General features: G+C 64.3%; 16 protein-coding genes and 2 pseudogenes. 5 read left to right on the plus strand and 13 right to left on the minus strand.

All coding sequences use genetic code 11. The features are described 5' to 3' along the window. Positions 1-141: 141 nt before the first annotated feature. The 6 genes and pseudogenes from J1M43_RS15585 to J1M43_RS15610 form a co-directional block, all read right to left on the minus strand. A complete protein-coding gene (locus tag J1M43_RS15585) occupies positions 142-396 on the minus strand; it encodes a DUF4395 family protein (RefSeq protein WP_206477253.1) in 255 nt (84 codons plus the stop codon). A gap of 40 nt (positions 397-436) precedes the next feature. Continuing rightward, a pseudogene (locus J1M43_RS15590) lies at positions 437-730 on the minus strand (IS3 family transposase); the annotation flags it as partial. Positions 731-742: 12 nt separating this feature from the next. After that, complete coding sequence (locus tag J1M43_RS15595) at positions 743-955, minus strand: hypothetical protein (protein WP_206477254.1); 213 nt, start codon at positions 953-955, stop codon at positions 743-745. Positions 956-975: 20 nt separating this feature from the next. Further along, positions 976-1,746, minus strand: a complete 771-nt coding sequence (locus tag J1M43_RS15600) for a sulfite exporter TauE/SafE family protein (RefSeq protein ID WP_033105403.1) — start codon at positions 1,744-1,746, stop codon at positions 976-978. 17 nt (positions 1,747-1,763) lie between these two features. Next, the gene (locus J1M43_RS15605) at positions 1,764-3,173 is read right to left on the minus strand and encodes an MBL fold metallo-hydrolase (protein WP_206477255.1); all 1,410 of its coding nucleotides are present in this window, start codon (positions 3,171-3,173) and stop codon (positions 1,764-1,766) included. A 160-nt stretch (positions 3,174-3,333) separates the two neighbouring features. Further along, positions 3,334-3,699: a co-chaperone YbbN gene (locus J1M43_RS15610; RefSeq protein WP_033105406.1), complete on the minus strand. Its 366-nt coding sequence runs from the start codon at positions 3,697-3,699 to the stop codon at positions 3,334-3,336. A 294-nt stretch (positions 3,700-3,993) separates the two neighbouring features. Between J1M43_RS15610 and J1M43_RS15615 the strand changes: the two genes are divergently transcribed. Next, positions 3,994-4,287: a metal-sensitive transcriptional regulator gene (locus J1M43_RS15615; RefSeq protein WP_033105407.1), complete on the plus strand. Its 294-nt coding sequence runs from the start codon at positions 3,994-3,996 to the stop codon at positions 4,285-4,287. A gap of 168 nt (positions 4,288-4,455) precedes the next feature. Beyond that, a complete protein-coding gene (gene lgt / locus J1M43_RS15620; protein ID WP_033106361.1) occupies positions 4,456-5,343 on the plus strand; it encodes a prolipoprotein diacylglyceryl transferase in 888 nt (295 codons plus the stop codon). A gap of 180 nt (positions 5,344-5,523) precedes the next feature. Here lgt and J1M43_RS15625 read toward each other — a convergent pair whose 3' ends face one another. The 5 genes and pseudogenes from J1M43_RS15625 to J1M43_RS15640 form a co-directional block, all read right to left on the minus strand. Further along, positions 5,524-6,336 (minus strand): AAA family ATPase, encoded by an 813-nt coding sequence (locus J1M43_RS15625; RefSeq protein WP_206477256.1) that lies wholly within the window; start codon positions 6,334-6,336, stop codon positions 5,524-5,526. Next, positions 6,336-7,721 (minus strand): Mu transposase C-terminal domain-containing protein, encoded by a 1,386-nt coding sequence (locus tag J1M43_RS15630; RefSeq protein WP_206477257.1) that lies wholly within the window; start codon positions 7,719-7,721, stop codon positions 6,336-6,338. Before J1M43_RS15630 ends, J1M43_RS15625 begins: the two co-directional genes overlap by 1 nt. Positions 7,722-7,728: 7 nt before the next feature. After that, positions 7,729-7,845, minus strand: a pseudogene (locus J1M43_RS16880) (recombinase family protein); the annotation flags it as partial. Positions 7,846-7,864: 19 nt separating this feature from the next. Then, positions 7,865-10,804, minus strand: a complete 2,940-nt coding sequence (locus tag J1M43_RS15635) for a hypothetical protein (protein WP_206477258.1) — start codon at positions 10,802-10,804, stop codon at positions 7,865-7,867. A gap of 204 nt (positions 10,805-11,008) precedes the next feature. Next, entirely contained in the window at positions 11,009-12,256 is a 1,248-nt protein-coding gene (locus J1M43_RS15640) for an IS256 family transposase (protein ID WP_206477259.1), read from the minus strand. Between the two features lie 601 nt (positions 12,257-12,857). Here J1M43_RS15640 and J1M43_RS15645 point away from each other — a divergent pair. The 3 genes from J1M43_RS15645 (at position 12,858) to J1M43_RS15655 (ending at position 15,144) form a co-directional block, all read left to right on the plus strand. Continuing rightward, positions 12,858-13,631: a hypothetical protein gene (locus J1M43_RS15645; protein WP_052166788.1), complete on the plus strand. Its 774-nt coding sequence runs from the start codon at positions 12,858-12,860 to the stop codon at positions 13,629-13,631. Next, the gene (locus J1M43_RS15650; protein WP_084595612.1) at positions 13,547-14,266 is read left to right on the plus strand and encodes an RES domain-containing protein; all 720 of its coding nucleotides are present in this window, start codon (positions 13,547-13,549) and stop codon (positions 14,264-14,266) included. The genes J1M43_RS15645 and J1M43_RS15650 overlap by 85 nt, the downstream gene beginning before the upstream one ends. 74 nt (positions 14,267-14,340) lie before the next feature. After that, entirely contained in the window at positions 14,341-15,144 is an 804-nt protein-coding gene (locus J1M43_RS15655; protein WP_033105413.1) for a hypothetical protein, read from the plus strand. Between the two features lie 295 nt (positions 15,145-15,439). Here J1M43_RS15655 and J1M43_RS15660 read toward each other — a convergent pair whose 3' ends face one another. Continuing rightward, positions 15,440-16,648 (minus strand): MFS transporter, encoded by a 1,209-nt coding sequence (locus J1M43_RS15660; RefSeq protein ID WP_206477260.1) that lies wholly within the window; start codon positions 16,646-16,648, stop codon positions 15,440-15,442. Next, positions 16,645-16,971, minus strand: coding sequence for a metalloregulator ArsR/SmtB family transcription factor (locus tag J1M43_RS15665; RefSeq protein ID WP_206477422.1), 327 nt, complete (start codon positions 16,969-16,971; stop codon positions 16,645-16,647). Before J1M43_RS15665 ends, J1M43_RS15660 begins: the two co-directional genes overlap by 4 nt. Positions 16,972-16,976: the final 5 nt, after the last annotated feature.

A 16,976-nucleotide genomic window follows, 5' to 3' on the forward strand; every position in this document is an offset into this window, starting at 1 on the left:
CGACGCGACAGACGCGACCGAAGATCCTCGACCGAGACCCGGCCGCGTGGATCAACCAGCCACCAACCGACGAGATCCAACTCGCCGCCTAACACCCACCGGCCTCACTCGCCTTGACAAATTCCGCACAGCCAATCGGACTCACTCATCTAGGAGCAGGACTGTGAAGCAGGGTCCGCAGAGCCCGAGAGTCACGGGTAGCGGGACCATTCCAGCGCGCATCGTCACGCACGAGATAGCAGCGAGACCGAGGGCGAGCCACCAGGCGAAGACCTTCTGCGGCGCGCCTACCCAGTGCCGACGGCGGCGGCGTGTCAGAGCACGGCCGAGGGCGAGAGTGAGGGACAGCCGGTCGCTGATGAGTACGCGCGTCGTCATGTCGAGGAGGAAGAACATGCCGAACTGAACCGTCCCAGGTTCTGTGCCGCTTCTATGCGGGTTGCGGCTCTCGGGTGATGGCCGCGTAGTAGGTCGCCTCGAACTCGTCGGGGCTGACCATTCCGAGGCTACCGTGGAGCCTTCGGTTGTTGTGTTCCTCGCTGGTCTGCCCGTCTCGGTCTCCCGCGTCGATATCGGCTTGCACAACCCACCGGCGCAACGATTCCGCACCGACGCCTTCCTGACGGGCGACGGCTGCAATGGCCTTCGCGGTCGAGTGGTACTCGGCCCGGTGCTCGCGCACGAGCCTGACTGCGCGCTCACGGAGCGCGGCATCGATCTTCTTCGGCATGATGACATCCAATCAACTCAAAAGGATGCGGCACCAAACCTGGGACGGTTCAAACATCTGCAGCGGCCTGATGCTGTCGGAGGCGAGCGTGATGGTAAGAGCGGTGATGCCTATGGCGAGGAGGATGCCGGCGGCGATGCGGACGGCGTGCTCGTCGAGGACGGGCACCTCGTATCCGTCGACGTGTTCCCCGGCGCGGGGCGCGGTGTCGGTCGCGTGAGGCATCGGCTTCTTTCTGGTGGTGGTCAGGCGGAGAGCGTCTGAATGATGAGGGTGGCGAGCATGGTCAGCCCCACGGCCAGCACCAGAACCCCGAACCCGGTGCGGATGCCGGCAGCCGGGAGGCGATGCGACAGTGCCAGACCGATGAAGGATCCGGCGACGGCGAGCGCGGTGAAGGTGAGGACGATGGGCCAGTGGATGGCCACGGTCGTGATCTGGGTGAGGAAGCCGGCGGACGAGTTCACGGCGATGACTAGTAGCGATGTCCCCACTGCAGCGGCGATGGGCTGGCCGAGGAAGGTGAGGGCGGGGACGATGAGGAACCCACCGCCTGCTCCCAGTGCCCCTGTGAGGACTCCCACGCCGAGTCCCGTACCTGTCGTTCGGATCCCACGGACGACCGGCCGCGTCGGAGGGCGCCCCGCGCGTTCTCGTCGCGGCCGCATCATGGCGATCGCTGTGACGATCATGATCGCCGCGAACAGAACGGTGAGCACGGTTTCTGGTAGCAGCTGACCAGCCATCCCGCCACCGATTCCCCCGATCAAGCCGGTCGCCGCGAAGACGCCGGCGACTTTCCAGCGCACCTCGTGTCGGCGCACACGGAAGGCGGCGGAGACGGCGCTGGTGATGGCGACGACGAAGAGAGAGGAGACGATCGTCTCCCTCGTTCCGATGCCCAGGACGAGGGAGAAGATGGGGAAGGTGAGGATGGAGCCCCCGCCGCCGAGGAGCCCGAGTGCGACACCGACAAGGGCCGCGAGAGTCATCGCGAGGATGATGGAGGTGTCCACTCGAGCTCCTCGGCCGCTCAGGCGGCCGTCGGCCGAGACGGCGTCGCGGCGAGCCAGGCGTTGTAGCTGCCTTCGATCTCGATGACGTCGTGCCCGGCCCGGCGCAGGGCGCTGGCGACAACGCTATTGCGGACGCCGCTCTGGCAGTAGGTGAGGATCTTGCCGGCGGGCAGTTCGTCGGTGCGCCAGAGGGCCCGACCACCGGAGAGCTGCGCGGCGCCGGGGATGTGCCCGGCGTTGTACTCGGTACGGTTTCGCACGTCGAGGAGGAGCGCCGCGTCGACCTGGTCCAGGTCGGTGGGGGCGATCGTCTTGGGCTGCACCGTGGGGAGGCCATCGAGGGTGGTGATGAACCCGTCGACCTGATCGATGCCGACCCGCAGCAGATGATCTCGGAACCGGGCCGCGGCGTCCCCCGAGTCGATGAGGAGGACGAGCGGCCGCGTCTCGGTGTCGGGGTCGTAGACCCAGGCACCGTAGCTGGCTGCTCTCGCGACTCCGGGCACGTTCAGCGCGCCCTGAACAGTGCCCTCGTGCACGAGGGAGTGGTGGCGGGTGTCGACCATGATGACCCGGTCGGCGTCGATGTCGGCGTCAAGATCGAAGACGCTGCGCTCGAGGAGCGGAGGAAGTTCGCCCAGCACGGCCGGTCCGACGCGGTTCTGCCGCTTCATTCGTGCGAAGTAGGCGTGTGCGTCGGGCTGATCGTTCAGCAGCGTGTCGATGAATCCCTGCTCATCGCCGGCCTCGAGGTAGGGAGCCCACCAGGCGAAGCGCCGCTCGTATCCGACTGTCGAGCTCGGGACGGCGCCGAGCGCCTTGCCGCAGGCGGACCCCGACCCGTGCGCGGGGAGTACCTGCACGTAGTCGGGCAGGGTGAGGAAGTAGTCGCGGAGGCTCGCGAAAAGATCCCGTGCGCCGTCGAAGCGGGTGTCGATGCCGCCTGCGGCCTCGTCCAGCAGGTCCGGGCGTCCGACGTCCCCGACGAACACGAAGTCACCGGTGAGGACATAGCCCGGCTCGGAGGTCGTGGCGCCGTCGATGACGAGGAAGGACAGGTGCTCGGGGGTGTGCCCGGGAGTGTGGACCGCCTCGACCGTGATGTTGCCGACCGTGATGCGGTGACCGTGCATCATCCGGGTGGCGTCTTGGAACCCGACACCGTACTGCCAGTCCGGGCCGCCCTCGCCGGAGACGCACATCGTCGCCCCGGTACGGGCTGCGAGCTCGCGGGTGCCGGAGAGGTAGTCGGCGTGGATGTGGGTCTCGGTGACCGCGGTGATGGTCATGCTGTTCTTCGCGGCGAGGTCGAGGTAGACCTGGATGTCGCGGCGCGGGTCGACGACGATCGCTTCACCGGTGCGCTGGCAGCCGATGATGTAGCTGGCGTGGGCGAGGTCGTCGTCGTAGAGGCGTTCGAGGAGCATAAGGGTCTCCGTCGCTTTCTTCTGGGTCAGTGCGTGCAAGTGCAGCGCTGGGATTCGGGGACGCCCGCGAGGGCTTGTTCGATGTGCTGGCCGCAGCCGTCCCAGGTGGGCTTGCCGCAGGAGGAGCAGGTGATTCGTGCGCACATGGTGCCAGGTCCTTTCAGGGGGTAGCGGTGTTGGCGAGCTGGCGGCGGACATCGTCCATGTCCAGTCCGCGGGCCTTCTCGATGAGCAGCTCGAGCTGCGGCTCGGCAAGAGCTCCCGGCTGCCGGTAGACCAGGACGCCGTCGCGGAAGACCATCAGGGTCGGAATCGAGGTGATGCGGTGGGCGGAGGCCAGAGCGGTCTCGGCCTCGGTGTCGACCTTCCCGAAGATGATGTCGGGGTGCCTGTCGGATGCGGCATCGAATACCGGGGCGAAGGCCCGGCAGGGTCCACACCACTCAGCCCAGAAGTCGATCAGCGCGATGCCCTCGGCGTGGGTGAGCTGTTCGAAGTTCCCGGTGGTCAGTTCAACGGTCGCCATCGCCGATCACCGTCCGAACAGGCGGGCGAAGAAGCCACCCCGCTGAGACTGGGCGGCCTGGACTTCGGCACGGGTATGGCTGCCATTGCACCAGTCGGATGCGGGCACGGATTTCCGCACGGATGCGACGTGCTGACCGCACCCGGTCCAGGTCGTCTTTCCACAGGTGTGGCACTTCGTTGCTCTGCACATACGCTGATCTCCTTGCTCGGCGATACCCCGGGGAGTATCAGTTCATGTGAATACGATACCCCGGGGGGTATAGTGGTTGTCAACTCGACGGAAGGACCACCCATGACCGACACCCTCGTCCCCGGCGACCCGCTCGTCCACGACCCCAAGGCCAAGCGCAAAGTCGTCAACCGCCTCAAGCGAGCTCAGGGCCAGCTGGCGGCGGTCATTACGGCCGTCGAGGACGACGCGCACTGCCGCGACGTCGTGCAGCAGCTCTCCGCCGTCTCGAAGGCCCTCGACCGGGCCGGATTCCTCGTGATCTCGACCGCGCTGCGGGAATGCCTCACCGATCCGGACGCCGACGACGTCACCTCCCCCGCCGAGTTGGAGAAGCTCTTCCTCTCCCTGGCCTAAACCGGTCAGGCCCGCTCCTCGGGGCCCTCGCCTGGTGACCTGGGAGGAGTTCGACGATTCCCGTGTCGAACACCGTTAATCTTCCCAGGGCGCTGTTCACAGGGGACCGGCGCTGAACAATGATGTGTTGAGGCATTCACAGCGATGCCAGATGAGGAGCGGTGCTTCGTGCTTTTGACGAGTCTTCCCAGCCCCCCACCGTCGTGGGCACAGTTCACCCTCGGGCCGCTCACAATCCACACCTACGCGCTGTGCATCATCGCCGGGATCATCGCCGCCGTGATCATCACCCAACGACGCCTGTCGGCACGAGGCGCGGAGGACGGCGTGGTTGTCGACATCGTCATCTGGGCTGTCCCGATCGGCATCATCGGAGCCCGGTTCTATCACGTGTTCACCCACGTCGGGGACTACTTCTATCCCGGCGCGAACCTCGGGAACATCTTCGCCATCTGGGACGGCGGCAACGCCCTCTACGGGTCCCTCCTGGGCGGCGCTGTCGGTGCGTACATCGGCTGCCGACGAACCGGCATCCGGCTTTGGTCCTTCGCCGACGCTCTCGCGCCCGCGATGCTCATCGCGCAGTCCATGGGTCGGATCGGCAACTACTTCAACCACGAACTCTTCGGGCTGCCCACCACGCTGCCGTGGGGGCTCGAGATCCTGCCGACGGACACCATGTTCCCGGACGGCCTCCCGGCCGGAACGCTGTTCCACCCGCTGTTCCTGTACGAGATCATCTGGAACTTGATCGGCGTCGCGATCATCCTCCTCCTCGAGCGCAGATACCGGTTCCGGTGGGGACGCACCTTCGCCCTCTACCTCATCTGGTACGGCCTCGGACGCAGCTGGCTCGAGGCCATCAGAATCGACCCCACCAGCGACGCCCTGTTCGGCATCCCCGCGAACGTCTGGGCATCCTTCGTCGTCGTCGCCCTCGGCATCGTCCTGTTCATCGTCCAGGGCCGGCGCCACCCCGAACCGGAACCCTCCGTGTACCAAGAAGGACGCGCGCCAGCGGTGGAACATCAGCCCAGCAGCGCAGACGCGACCTGAACACCACCCGACCCCTCCAGCTGTCAGCTAGTTCTGTCTGAGCGATCACAGACAAAAAGTCTCTTGACGTGGTGCGCCGAAAATCCCTGCCGAAAGGGGATTCCGGCGATCGTTTGCGGCGCCTCATAAGGATGTGGAGTTTGCCGCTCTTTGGCGGTGTTCTGTGATCGCTTCGTGTCGCTAGTTGCCGATGACGAGAATGCTCGCGGCGGCTTCAATGACGTCGTCGGTAATGGTGTCGAGCTGGTTGATCTTCAGCACGCGATTGATCTGGGGGAAGAGCCGTTCGAGCAGGCGGAAGTTGCCGCGGGTGATGCGTTCGATGGCGGCGATGGCTTGAGCGTCGGTGAAGTCGTCAGGGTCGAGAGTCCTGCCGAGTCGCTTCCAGTGGCGTTCGACAACGAAGAGGAGCTCTTCCCGGCCAAGGGCGCGGTAGTGGTGTGAGAAGCCGAGGCGGCTGTAGAGCTGGGGGTAGTGACGGAAGCGTTCGTCGATACCGGGCATGCCGATCAGGATCATCGCGAGATGCGTGCGGTCGTGACGGTCGCGGAGAAGCTCCAAGGCGGTCGGGGTGAGCCGTTCGGCTTCGTCGATGATGAGGAGCTCGACCAGGCGGGTGACGTCGTTCTGCCTGACCACTTCACCGTCGGGCATGAGGGAGCGGAGGTGCTCGTCGGCGCAGAGTCCGACTTTGATCTGCCAGTGGTCGATGTCGTGCATGAGGTCCTTGGGCCGGCAGAGGACTTCGGGTGTGTAGAAGACGGTGCGGGATCGGTTCGCCAGGGCATAGTGCTTTGCGTCGTGATCGCCTCTCGGTCCCCACGCGTTGATGTAGGGCTCGAGGGCGTCCCAGTTCGCGTAGCGGCGGGCGGAGTTGGTTTTCCCGACGCCGGCGGCGCCGTGGCAGATCCCGATGGTTTTCTCCTTTCGGACGGCGTTGGCGAACTCGGTGAAGCGTCGGTGTTCTTTGGTGACGATGAATGCCTGGTTCATCACTCGTCCTCTTCGTAGGTGCGAAGCCGTGGCCGCCGCTTGATCGGTTCGGGGGTGCGAGGTTCCTGGCGGGTGGCAACGGTCGGAATGCGATCGTGGATTGCACGACGCAGCTGCTTGCGGCGGGCGCGGCGGGCGGTTTCGATGTCGCGGAGGCTGAGGCGGAGGTTGGGGTGGGCCTCGTCGATGGCGGTGCAGATGAACGTGTCGCGGTCGTAGACGCGGATCTCGGAGATGTCCCGGGGGTCGTACCGGATCGTGATGGTGTGACCGACGAACGGCGCCAGGGTTGGGGCGAGGTAGCGCTGGCCTTGGAAGTGGATGCCGTCGCGTTGCACGACCCGGTTCTTCGGAACAGTAAGGAGCAGCCCGTCGAGCTCTTGAAGGCTCTCGGGCATCCGCGGAAGCCAGCCGTCCGCGACCCACGCATCCCGGGGTGAGATCCCCAGCTCGCTGTGGGGCCGGTCGTTGTAGGTGCCGATGAAGTCGCCGATGGCACGGTCGAGGCCTGCGAGGTCGAGCATAGGCATTGGTGTTCGGCTGCCGGGTCCGAGGTGGCCGGGGAGCGTGGCTAGGAGTTCGGTGTTGATGGTTCCGAAGAACCGTTCGATCTTCCCGCGGCCTTGGGGTCGCCCGACGGCGGAGTGGACGATCCTGATGTGCAGGGCGAGTGCGGTCTGCTCGAGGTGATGGCTGATGAAGTCGGAGCCGTGGTCGACGTGGAGGATTTCGGGGATGCCGCACATTGCCCACGCCGGGTCGGTCTTCCGCCAGATCGCCTGTCGGAGAGCGAGGGCGGTGTTGATGGCTGAGGGTGCGCCGGTGAAGACCATGTATCCGCAGATGGCGCGGGAGTAGTCGTCCATGACCGTGGTGAGCCAGGGCCGGTCGGGTTTCCCGTCCGCGCCGACGATGAGGATGTCGAGCTCGGTGTGGTCGGACTGCCACGTCTGGTTGGGGTGTTCCGCCCGGCGCCGAAAGACGAGCTCGTGCTTGTCCCGGTACGAGACCGGTCCCTCAAGTGCCAGCATGACAAGGGCCGGATCGAGTGCCTGGACGATCTGGCGGACGGTCGCGTAACTCGGCACCGGCAGTTCGTGAGCTTCCGCCTCCGCGGAGGCGAGCCGGTGCAAGGTGGCGATGCTTGGGCGTGGCCGGGTCAGCGCCAATCGTTCGATGAACGCGACAGTCTCCGCTGATGTTCGGCGGCCCCCCTTGTCGTTGCGGTCATGAGGTTCGAGGGCTGCGATGCCGCCTGCGCGGTAGAGCTGGTGCCAGCGTTGGAGGGTGCGGGCGGAGATCCCGGTCTCCCGGGCGAGGACGGCGAGCGGGATCTGGTCTTCGACATGAAGCCGAAGAACACGCCACCGTTCGGCCGCGTCCATGAGTCACTTACACGGTGGTGCTCTCGCGGGCCGCGAAGGCCTGCTGGTGGCGGTAGAGGGTGGCTCGGCTCCAGCCGACGAGTTTCGCGGCATCTGCCGCGGTCCGGCCCTTGGCCCTGGCCTCGGTGACGAGCTTGAGTTTGTCAGCGCTCTAGCCGGTCTTGAAGGAGTCGTTCGAACCGAATGTTGCGGCGCGCACGGCGGTTCGCAAGCGCGTTGCTGACAGGCTGAGGAACATCTCCTGCCCAGGGAAGAACTCCTTGAAGGAGGTGGCGGTAGTAGACCTGAAAGGATGTCAATAAGTACTGCGGGCTGACAATGAGTCGTCCATCCGAGTCTTGCGCCAGCGGTTGCACGAGGAGCCGATGACGCCGAGTGCGCGTTTGCCAGGGCTTCCACTCCACGGCTTGCATCTGGACGGCCGTGCTCGTGAGCATCTCGATTGCAGCTTCGACACGCGTTCTTTGCGACTCATCCGCGCCCGGGCCCAGCGCATCACAGACCCACACGGTGGCCTCGGCCACGGTGACGTGGGCAGTCGTCCTGCCTGGCTCAAACGTCTCCCACTTCGCGAGCGCGGCGAGGGTGGAGAACATGTCCTGCGACGTCGCTCCCCATGCCTGCTGGAACGCATCTTCGACGTCGTCTTCTTCGTTCGCCTGTTGCAGCGAGTCGTCGTCTTGCGTGCCGTGCAGCCGAATGCCCGCAGCTGCACGGGTTAGTTCGTCGTTTCGTAGGCCCCACGCCGACGCGTCGGGATGCGGATCGTCGTCCACGGTCAGCTCGTACATCGGGCTGAGGGTGATGACTGCGGGCGCGACTTGGTGATACATCCGCTCGCTCAATGTGGTCGCGGTGAGGTACGCATCTGCGGCGGCAAGGAGACCGCTCCATGCCTGAGGAGTGATCGGCTTCGTCGCCGCCGGTTTGTCCAGGATGCGCAGGGCGGCTTCCACCACGATCTCGTTACATTGACGAAGCTGAAGTGTCTCCGCCGAGAGTTCGGCCGTGCGGGTGAGCGGATCCCATTCGGTCGAGAGATTCGCTGCGACTCGGGATAGATCGTCTTGCTGATGAATGGCGCTGTCCATCACCCTCGCCAGTTGCTCCATACCCGTCAGCACCACCTCGCTCCCATCGTGGCTCTTGATTCCTTCAGTCAGGGTTTCGAGAGCAAGGGGCGCAAGATGTTCGCGGATAAGTCGATTCGCATCATCCGCTCGGTACTCGCCAGGTTGAACGCCGGCATCGTGGAGTCGTCGCCCCAACGCCGCAACCATACGGCTTTCGTCAGAGGGTCGTAGACGCCACGGATCAGGCAGGTGATTGAGAGTGGTCCGGGCCTGCTTCATCTCCAAGACGAGAAAGGGTTTCGCTGTGCGCCACTGGTCGCGGAGCGCCGCTGCGGTGTCGACATCCATGCCTCCCGCGCGGAGCAGATCGAACACTGCGTCCGCTGTTAGGAGATTCGCCGCCTGCGGATCTCCATTCGCTGAGTCGGCGAAGCCCTCGACATCGATGCGCCACAAGAAGTTGACCGGTTCGTCGATGGCACGCACGTGCGGGTCGAGATACGGCGTGACCACACCGGACGGTTCACCCGAGACCGTTTCCGACGCGTGGAGGTAGAGGACATATCCGGGCACATCGATCCCCTGGTGCGCGAAACGCCATCGGCCACCAAGCGCAGCGAAGCCGTAGATTAGCCCGCCGCATAAGTCGAAGACGAACCGTCGGTGGTCGGCAGATGCTTCCTCCAGGCCCGCCCGCGCCACGGCAACGGGAGGTTCGGTGAGAGCGAGGGACCACCCGTCAACACCCGGCGCGATGTTGACACCGCGGATGGCGTCGTACCTGGGGTCACCTGCGATCATCGCGACGTTTGCGACGGGCCCCGGGGCGACTTCTGCCGCTCGGAGGTCTCGAATCGGGGGAAGCCCAACCCTGAGGAGCGCCACTTCGAGATCCGATAGCTCTACCGCTCGATCCCACTCGGCCTCGCCCGCGTGCGCTTCAAAGTAGACGCCATTGGGTACCACGCCACCCTTGAAAAACGACTTGCCATTGGCTTTCCATGGCTCCCAGTAGTTGATCGCCTCCCACCCGAAACTCTCAGGGAAATCGGGAGCGCTCAGATCCCGCGCGAATGCGTAGAGATCATCGTCGGACGTGGCCGTTTCCGCGATCCAGGTCAGGTCTTCGAGCGCGAGTCTTGCCTCGCCGACCGCCTGCGGCACAGCGATGTGACCGGGCGCAGCGAACACCGTCAACGGGATGACCTCCGCGCCCGACTTGATGGTTCCTCGTCGCCCGCCCGCCATCCGCACCGGCACAGGGCCTGATTGCGACCTCACCTGTTTCGCCAGCTCCACTGAGCCGATGTATGGCGGCGGCGCGGCCCCCAGGTCGGGGACGTAGATGACCGAGACGGCGATGAAAGTAGACGGATTCACCGGTACCAACCACTGAACGTCAATCCCTCGAAGCGGGCTGGCGGCGCCTTCGCTGGAGGGCGGGGGTTCGATCAAACGGTGGGAAAAACGCCACAGGGCCTGACGGATCTGGTTCAGGCAAGAGCTCCGGAGGGCCTTTCGTGCTTGGCCGTCTCGGTCGAGCGCAGACACCAGCTCTCGGGCGGCATGAGCCATAATCTCCGGAATGAAGAGTGGCGGCACCCATCGGTGTCCACCCGCCGAGTCAGCAAAGCGAAGGAACCTTTCGAACGGACTGGAGAGACTCTCCACGTCGAACGCGGCCCTACCTGCGGAGTTCGTCATCCATTCCAACGCCCTCTTGTCAGCCTCACCGAGTTCGATGTGGTCGAGGGGGTCCAGGTTGAGGAAGGCCCGCGTCGCTTCGAACTCAACGTCCGGCAATGAGACCTCATCGTTGAGCTCCAGGTCCGGGGCTGGCACCCATGCGTCCGCAAGGTGGCGCACGCAGAAATCGCCGTACCTCATCGCCACGTTCACCACGTTCGCGATACCGAATCGAAATCGCCGGTGGAGGCGACCGTCTACCGCTTCCGCCATTCTGAGCGCACGCGTGAGGTCGGCGACCGGCCGTTCGGTGAGGCCAGGCACCGCGCGCAGCGGCTCCGAGCCGACGGCGAGGAAGGCTGGTCGGGTGGGGTCTGTGGCGATGAAATCTTCACGCTCCAGGCCGATCCCATAGGTGGTAGCCGCTAGATCGGATAGTGCTTGGATCGATGGCAGCGGTTGGTACCCGTCCGGCGCCGGAGGGTCAAGTCCCGGGTAGTGGTGTAGCGCTGTCCTTCGGTGTGAGTGTTAGGCGCTGAGCTCGAGAACGGTGTCGGTGACCTCCTCCGCTCCGCTGTCGGGGACGAGGGTGAGGCGGCTTTTGGCGAGGATATCGAGGCCGAGGTAGCGGCGTCCTTCGGCCCATTCGTCGGTTTGCTCGGCGAGGACTGCGCCGACGAGGCGGATGATCGCGTCGCGGTTGGGGAAGATGCCGACGCTGTCGGTGCGGCGACGAATCTCCCGGTTCAACCGCTCGTTCGGGTTGTTGGACCAGATCTGTGCCCAGAGCCCGTCCGGGAACTCGGTGAACGCGAGGATGTCGGCTCTGGCGGCGTCGAGGTGGGCGTGTGCGGCGGGGAGTTTGTCTTCGACGTAGTCCAGGAGCCGGTCGAACTGCGCGTTCACGCTGGCCCCGTCGGGTTGGTCGTAAACGGAGTGCAGCATCGCTTTCACCGCCGGCCACATGCTCTTCGGGCAGACGGACATCAGGTTCGCGGCGTAGTGGGTGCGGCAGCGTTGCCAGGACGCGCCTGGCAGGTTCGCAGCGATCGCTTCGACCAGCCCTGCGTGGGCGTCACTAGTGACGAGGCGGACGCCAGTGAGTCCGCGGGCGACGAGGTCGGCGAAGAAGCTGGACCAGGCCGCCCCTGTCTCGCTCGTTGCGACGCGGACGCCGAGAACCTCACGGCGCCCGTCGGCGTTCACGCCCGTCGCGACGAGGACGACCGCGTTGATGACGCGGCCGCCTTCGCGGACCTTCATCGTGAGAGCGTCGGCGGCGACGAACGTGAACAGGCCCGCATCGCCGAGGGGGCGGTGGCGGAACTGGTCGACGTTCTCATCCAAGTCCGCGGCCATCCTGGAGACCTGCGACTTCGACAGGGAGTGGATCCCGAGTGTCTTGACGAGCTTGTCCATCCGGCGGGTGGAGACTCCGGCGAGGTAGCAGTCCGCGATCACGGTGATCATCGCGGCCTCGGACCTCTTGCGGCGTTCCATGAGCCATTCGGGGAAGTAGGTGCCCTGGCGCAGCTTCGGGACAGCGACATCGATCGTCCCGACGCGGGTGTCCAGGTCTCGGTGTCGGTAACCGTTGCGCTGTGCGATGCGTTCGGGGCTCGACGTGCCCCATTCCGCGCCGACAACAGCATCGGCATCCGCGGACAGCAGTGCGTTGATCATGGTCTGCAACAGGTTGCGCATCAAATCCGGCGACGCGTCAGAGAGCGCTTCGGAAAGAACGCCGGCAGGGTCGACAATATGAGGAGCGGTCATCGTGATGATTCCTTTTCGAGTGAGAAGTAGAGAGCTTTCTCGAAGGATCACACGGTGACCGCGTTTACGTCGTGAACGACGTGCCAGACCACCGTGCGCTACACCACTATGCGGGACTCAACTCGCCGGAGCGGCGGAGGCTCGTAGCGCAGCCGCGAAACTGCTTCCCAATGTCACCGACCGATGCCTGTTGCCCGGGGACGTGGCGGCGGCGAAAATCAACGTCCAGAGCTCATCCGGATCGTACGCTGACAAGGCCAGTTCGAGTGCGTCTGGCTCCCGTCGCGCGGCGCTCACCGCCGGCCGTTGAGATCGAGACCGCTTGCTTCTCCGAGTTTTCTTGCTCTTCCCCACGCAAGCATTCAAGCGTAGGCCAACGACATCCTCGTTGATTGCTACGCGATGAATACGTCGCGCCGGGCCAAGAGTTGGGAGCCGCCTTGAACGCGCGCACGACATGCCTCCCACAACGCCGCTGCTCCCGACCCAGGGAGCGCTTGACCGCTCTCACCTTCGGCACCACGCGGGGATGCATACACGCAAAAGCGCGCGTAAGATAATGCGTGTACGCACTAACCAGATGCCGACACGAGGAGGCAAGATGGCTGTGAAGAAAAGTCGCGCCCGCGCCGCCTCCGCTCACGTCGCCGCTCGCGAGACGACTGTGGGCCGCGGCACCGCGACAGGTCGATTCCTCGACGGGAAACCGAAGCTCGTCGTGGCGACCAAGGCCCCAGAAAAGACCGACGTGCAAGCCGGTGTCGAGCGCCTTGCACAGGTGGCGAAGACGTCAAACGTCGACGTATCCGTGTTCAACGCGCTCATCGACGAGCTCGCCGATGCCATGACCGACCGTCAATCGACCGAGCTGGGCCTCACAGAGCAGGAAGCCAACTTCCTGATCGAGTCCGGCGATTTCACTCCGGAGGAGTTCGCCGAGGCAGCCGCATTCGTCACCAGCGGCGGGCTCGCCAAGCTCGAACGCGAGACTCACGTGCGCGCCCTGACCAACACCTACACCGCATCCGAAGTCGCAGCGCTCCTCGGCATCGATGCCTCCAGTGTGCGTCACCGCCAGAGCAAGAACACCCTGTACGGCTTCCGGGCGGGAAGGATCCGCCTCTACCCTCGATGGCAGTTCATTCCCGGCGAAAAGGTCTCGACGATCCCCCACCTCCCCCTACTCGTCCGAGCGATCCCGTCCGACTGGGATCCGGCCGACGTCGAAGGCTTCATGACAACACCTCAAGACGACTTGCGGTCGAGCGATGAGTCTGTCGACCCCCAGGAATGGATGACGCCGATCGAGTGGCTGGCTGCCGCGAAGGATCCTGCACCCGTAGTGGACATCCTCGAAGACGCCGACATCACGTGAGCCCGTCGAACGCGAAAGTCCCCGCAACACCCCCGGCGCCGCTCACACTCGACGCTAGCGAGCACCTGAGATCATTCGATGGGATCCTCTGGAGGGTCTTCGCTACAAGAGGTGCTCACCCACAGGCGTGGGATGAGCTGCGGCACTTCGGGCCGATCAGAACCATGCGCTTTGACCCGCATCCCGAGCCCCAGCAGCATCATGCCGATTATGGCGTGATGTACGCAGCTGCTGGATCTACGACAGCTCTCGGCGAGGTTTTTCAGAAGAGCCGATTAATCAATCGACGCGTTCGTGGAAACACCCTCGCGGCTTGGCGGCCGACGCGTGAGCTTCAGTTGCTGGACCTCACCAGCAACTGGCCCGTGATCAACGGCACGACCTCTTCGATCCAGATGGGGCCGAAGCGATACACACGGAACTGGGCGAATGCGATCCATGACCAACTTGGGTCGAGCATCGACGGGCTCTACCACGTGTCATCGATCGACTTCGGCCCGATGGTGACGCTGTTCTCGCCCGCCGAGGACTCGTTCCCGCAGCTGCCGTTGGTGCACACCCGACTGGACGCCTCCAGTGCGAACGTGTACCTCGCGAAAGCCGTGAAAAGACTCGGCTACCGCGTCAAGAAGTAGAACCACCCCAGGACAGCAATCTGCGATTGCTCGCATCATCAGATGACGCTCGATCCACCCGTACGCTCAGTACTATGACACAGCGTTCCACCTTGCAGACTCTCGGCGGTGCTGTCGAAGGATTCCGGGACTTCGCGGCGGCGATCAAGAGTGGAGTGCCCACCGTTCGAAAGGGGTCGATGGCGGAGGAAGATCAAGCCCTCTCCGCAAACATCGTCATCCCTCATGCCATAGTCTCCGGGCTCGTCCTCACCGTTGCAGACCACGTATCCGCCTGGGCGGAGCTTGCCGCTAGCCCCGAGAAGGACGTGTTGCTCCTTCATATGCAGGCTGACTACACGTTGTTCCGTCCTGTCTTGGAGGGGCTCGTGGAGGTCATCTGGATTCTGGACGGCACCGATTCCCTTTCTAGAGCCCGCAGGGCACTTGAGATTGCTCGGATCGAGTACAAGCACGGGCTGAAGCTGACCAACGCTCTGCGCAAAGCGCGAACGCCGGATGACAAGACCGAACAGGGAATAGCAGCACTCGGACGTTTTCTCAGGACCACGGCGAGCAACCTCGGATACGATCCGGAGGACGTTCTCAGCGCACCATTGATCGATCCCTCCTCGATCACAAGGAAGATAGCGAATCGCGTTCCAGGCCCCACATTGCAGACCTTCAACTATTGGGCGATAACCTCGGCCCACGCGCACGGGCAGTTCATCACCACTCTGCGCCACGCGATCGAGACGCCCCCATCTACGCCTCAGATGGGCGGGGCTCTGTACGAACCAGACGAGGAGCTGATTGCAGACCTCATCAAGTTCATTGGGAAGCTGCTCGAGATCGCAATCAACCTACTAAACGAACAGGGTTACGAGCTTCGACGCTAGCGTTGTCCTGCTTCGCCGATCGGGGAACGCTGGGTCGCCGAGATGCGTGCCATGGGGATTCAGAACTCTCTGAGGCGAAATGTCTGACCCGATCCGTATGATCGGATCAGCCCCGTCGCGAGGCAGTGAACTTAGCGCTTTACATCGGACTTAGTCCGATTTCATCGCGATTCTGACATTCTTTGTCGGAGCCGCGTTGAGGTGACACAAACCAGCTTTAGGTGACACAGGCGAGAGCTGCCGTGCAATTGAGTGTCAGAGCGACGCCGATGCCACTCAATGTTTCGATAGGTCTTCAGGTCGTTGTCCGGCGGCGGAGAAGGAGCGCAGCGGTTGTTCCGAGGACGCCGACGCCGGCGAGGGCTCCGGCGGCGGCGGGAAGGCTCGTGGCACCCAGCCATCCGGCGAGCGGGTAGGTGACGAGGAAGCAGGCGTGGGAGAGAGCGAATTGGGTGGTGTAGACAAGGTTGCGGTTTGCTGGCGTGGAGGCTTCCGCGAGCAGCCTCGAGGAGGGTGTGTTGATCAGGGAGGTCCCGGCGCCGAGTACCGACCAAACGGTCAGCAGAGCCCACCACCCGGCACCAGTGTCCACCGCGATGATCGTGATACCGACCGCTGCGATGAGTCCGCTGACGACCACGGCCGTGCCGGCAAGCATGGTGCGGGTTACCCCGATGCGCTCGACGATCCAGGGAATGTTCAACGCCACCACCAGCGAGCCGACACCATAAGCGCCGAGCGTGACGGCGAGGGCTGCGTCGTCGAAGCCGAACACGCCCTTGGCATAGACGACGGAGTTCACCAGAACGAGCGCGGTGCCGGCGGCGACGACGATATTAGTGAGCATCAGAAACCGCAGGCTGGGCGAGCGGGCGAACACACGCATTCCGATCGACAGCCGCTGCCAGAACGAGGATGCCGGCTGATCGTGCAGCAACGACGGGAATCTGGTGGTCAACACGAGCACGGCTGATGCTGCGAAGCCGACGACGGTGCCCAGGAACAGGTTGTTGTAGCTGATCACGGCCAAAAGAGCCGCGGCAAGGAGAGGACTCAGCAACGCTTCAAGGTCGTAAGCCAGGCGGGAGAGTGCCAGTGCCCGTGTGTAGTCGCGTGGCTCAGGGAGCACGGAGGGGATCAGCGACTGAAACGCGGGCGTGAATGTCGCGGATGCGGACTGCAGCACGAACACCAGCGCATAGATCTGCCAGGTCTCAGTCACGAACGGCAGCATCATCGCGATCAGCAGCCGGATCACGTCGGAACTGACGAGGACGGCCTTTTTCGGGAGCCGGTCCACGGTCGCGGCGATCAGGGGTGCGACTCCGACGTACGCGACCATCTTGATCGTCAACGCGGTCCCCAGCACTGACCCTGCCGCGGCGCCAGCCAGATCGAACGCCAGTAGTCCGAGTGCGACGGTGAGCAGCCCGGTGCCGACTAGTGCGATCACCTGCGCGGAAAACAACGACCGGTATGTGCGGTTGCGAAGGACCTGGATCATGTGTGGTGGTGGGGAGTGTCTTCGACAGCGTGCTCCGCTTGCAGGATCGCTTCAGTGACCAGGCGCTGCGCGTGCTCGTCCGTGAGCCGGTAGAACATCCGGTTGCCGTCCTGGCGAACCCGCACGACCTTCCCCCACCGCAACTTCGCCAGATGCTGCGACACAGCCGCCGGGCTGCGATCCACGAGTTCGGCGAGAGCACTCACCGACAGTTCCCCCTCTTGGAGGGCGAGGATGATGCGAATCCGTGTCGCATCTGCGAGCAGCCGGAACACCTCCACCGCCACCTCAACGAACGGACCGTCCGGCTGCAGTCGATCCATATTAG

It is taken from the genome of Microbacterium sp. KRD172 (assembly GCF_017168295.1).
In the GTDB taxonomy this organism is placed as follows: domain Bacteria; phylum Actinomycetota; class Actinomycetes; order Actinomycetales; family Microbacteriaceae; genus Microbacterium; species Microbacterium profundi.

Excerpts from the sequence above, each read along its gene's own strand:
- J1M43_RS15655 (WP_033105413.1), top strand. The coding sequence starts at position 14,341 with ATGACACAGCGTTCCACCTTGCAGACTCTCGGCGGTGCTGTCGAAGGA.
- J1M43_RS15660 (WP_206477260.1), bottom strand. The coding sequence starts at position 16,648 with ATGATCCAGGTCCTTCGCAACCGCACATACCGGTCGTTGTTTTCCGCG.
- J1M43_RS15630 (WP_206477257.1), bottom strand. The coding sequence starts at position 7,721 with ATGGACGCGGCCGAACGGTGGCGTGTTCTTCGGCTTCATGTCGAAGAC.
- J1M43_RS15595 (WP_206477254.1), bottom strand. The coding sequence starts at position 955 with ATGCCTCACGCGACCGACACCGCGCCCCGCGCCGGGGAACACGTCGAC.
- J1M43_RS15650 (WP_084595612.1), top strand. The coding sequence starts at position 13,547 with ATGGATGACGCCGATCGAGTGGCTGGCTGCCGCGAAGGATCCTGCACC.
- J1M43_RS15640 (WP_206477259.1), bottom strand. The coding sequence starts at position 12,256 with ATGACCGCTCCTCATATTGTCGACCCTGCCGGCGTTCTTTCCGAAGCG.
- J1M43_RS15665 (WP_206477422.1), bottom strand. The coding sequence starts at position 16,971 with ATGGATCGACTGCAGCCGGACGGTCCGTTCGTTGAGGTGGCGGTGGAG.
- J1M43_RS15615 (WP_033105407.1), top strand. The coding sequence starts at position 3,994 with ATGACCGACACCCTCGTCCCCGGCGACCCGCTCGTCCACGACCCCAAG.
- J1M43_RS15605 (WP_206477255.1), bottom strand. The coding sequence starts at position 3,173 with ATGCTCCTCGAACGCCTCTACGACGACGACCTCGCCCACGCCAGCTAC.
- J1M43_RS15610 (WP_033105406.1), bottom strand. The coding sequence starts at position 3,699 with ATGGCGACCGTTGAACTGACCACCGGGAACTTCGAACAGCTCACCCAC.
- J1M43_RS15645 (WP_052166788.1), top strand. The coding sequence starts at position 12,858 with ATGGCTGTGAAGAAAAGTCGCGCCCGCGCCGCCTCCGCTCACGTCGCC.
- J1M43_RS15625 (WP_206477256.1), bottom strand. The coding sequence starts at position 6,336 with ATGAACCAGGCATTCATCGTCACCAAAGAACACCGACGCTTCACCGAG.
- J1M43_RS15585 (WP_206477253.1), bottom strand. The coding sequence starts at position 396 with ATGTTCTTCCTCCTCGACATGACGACGCGCGTACTCATCAGCGACCGG.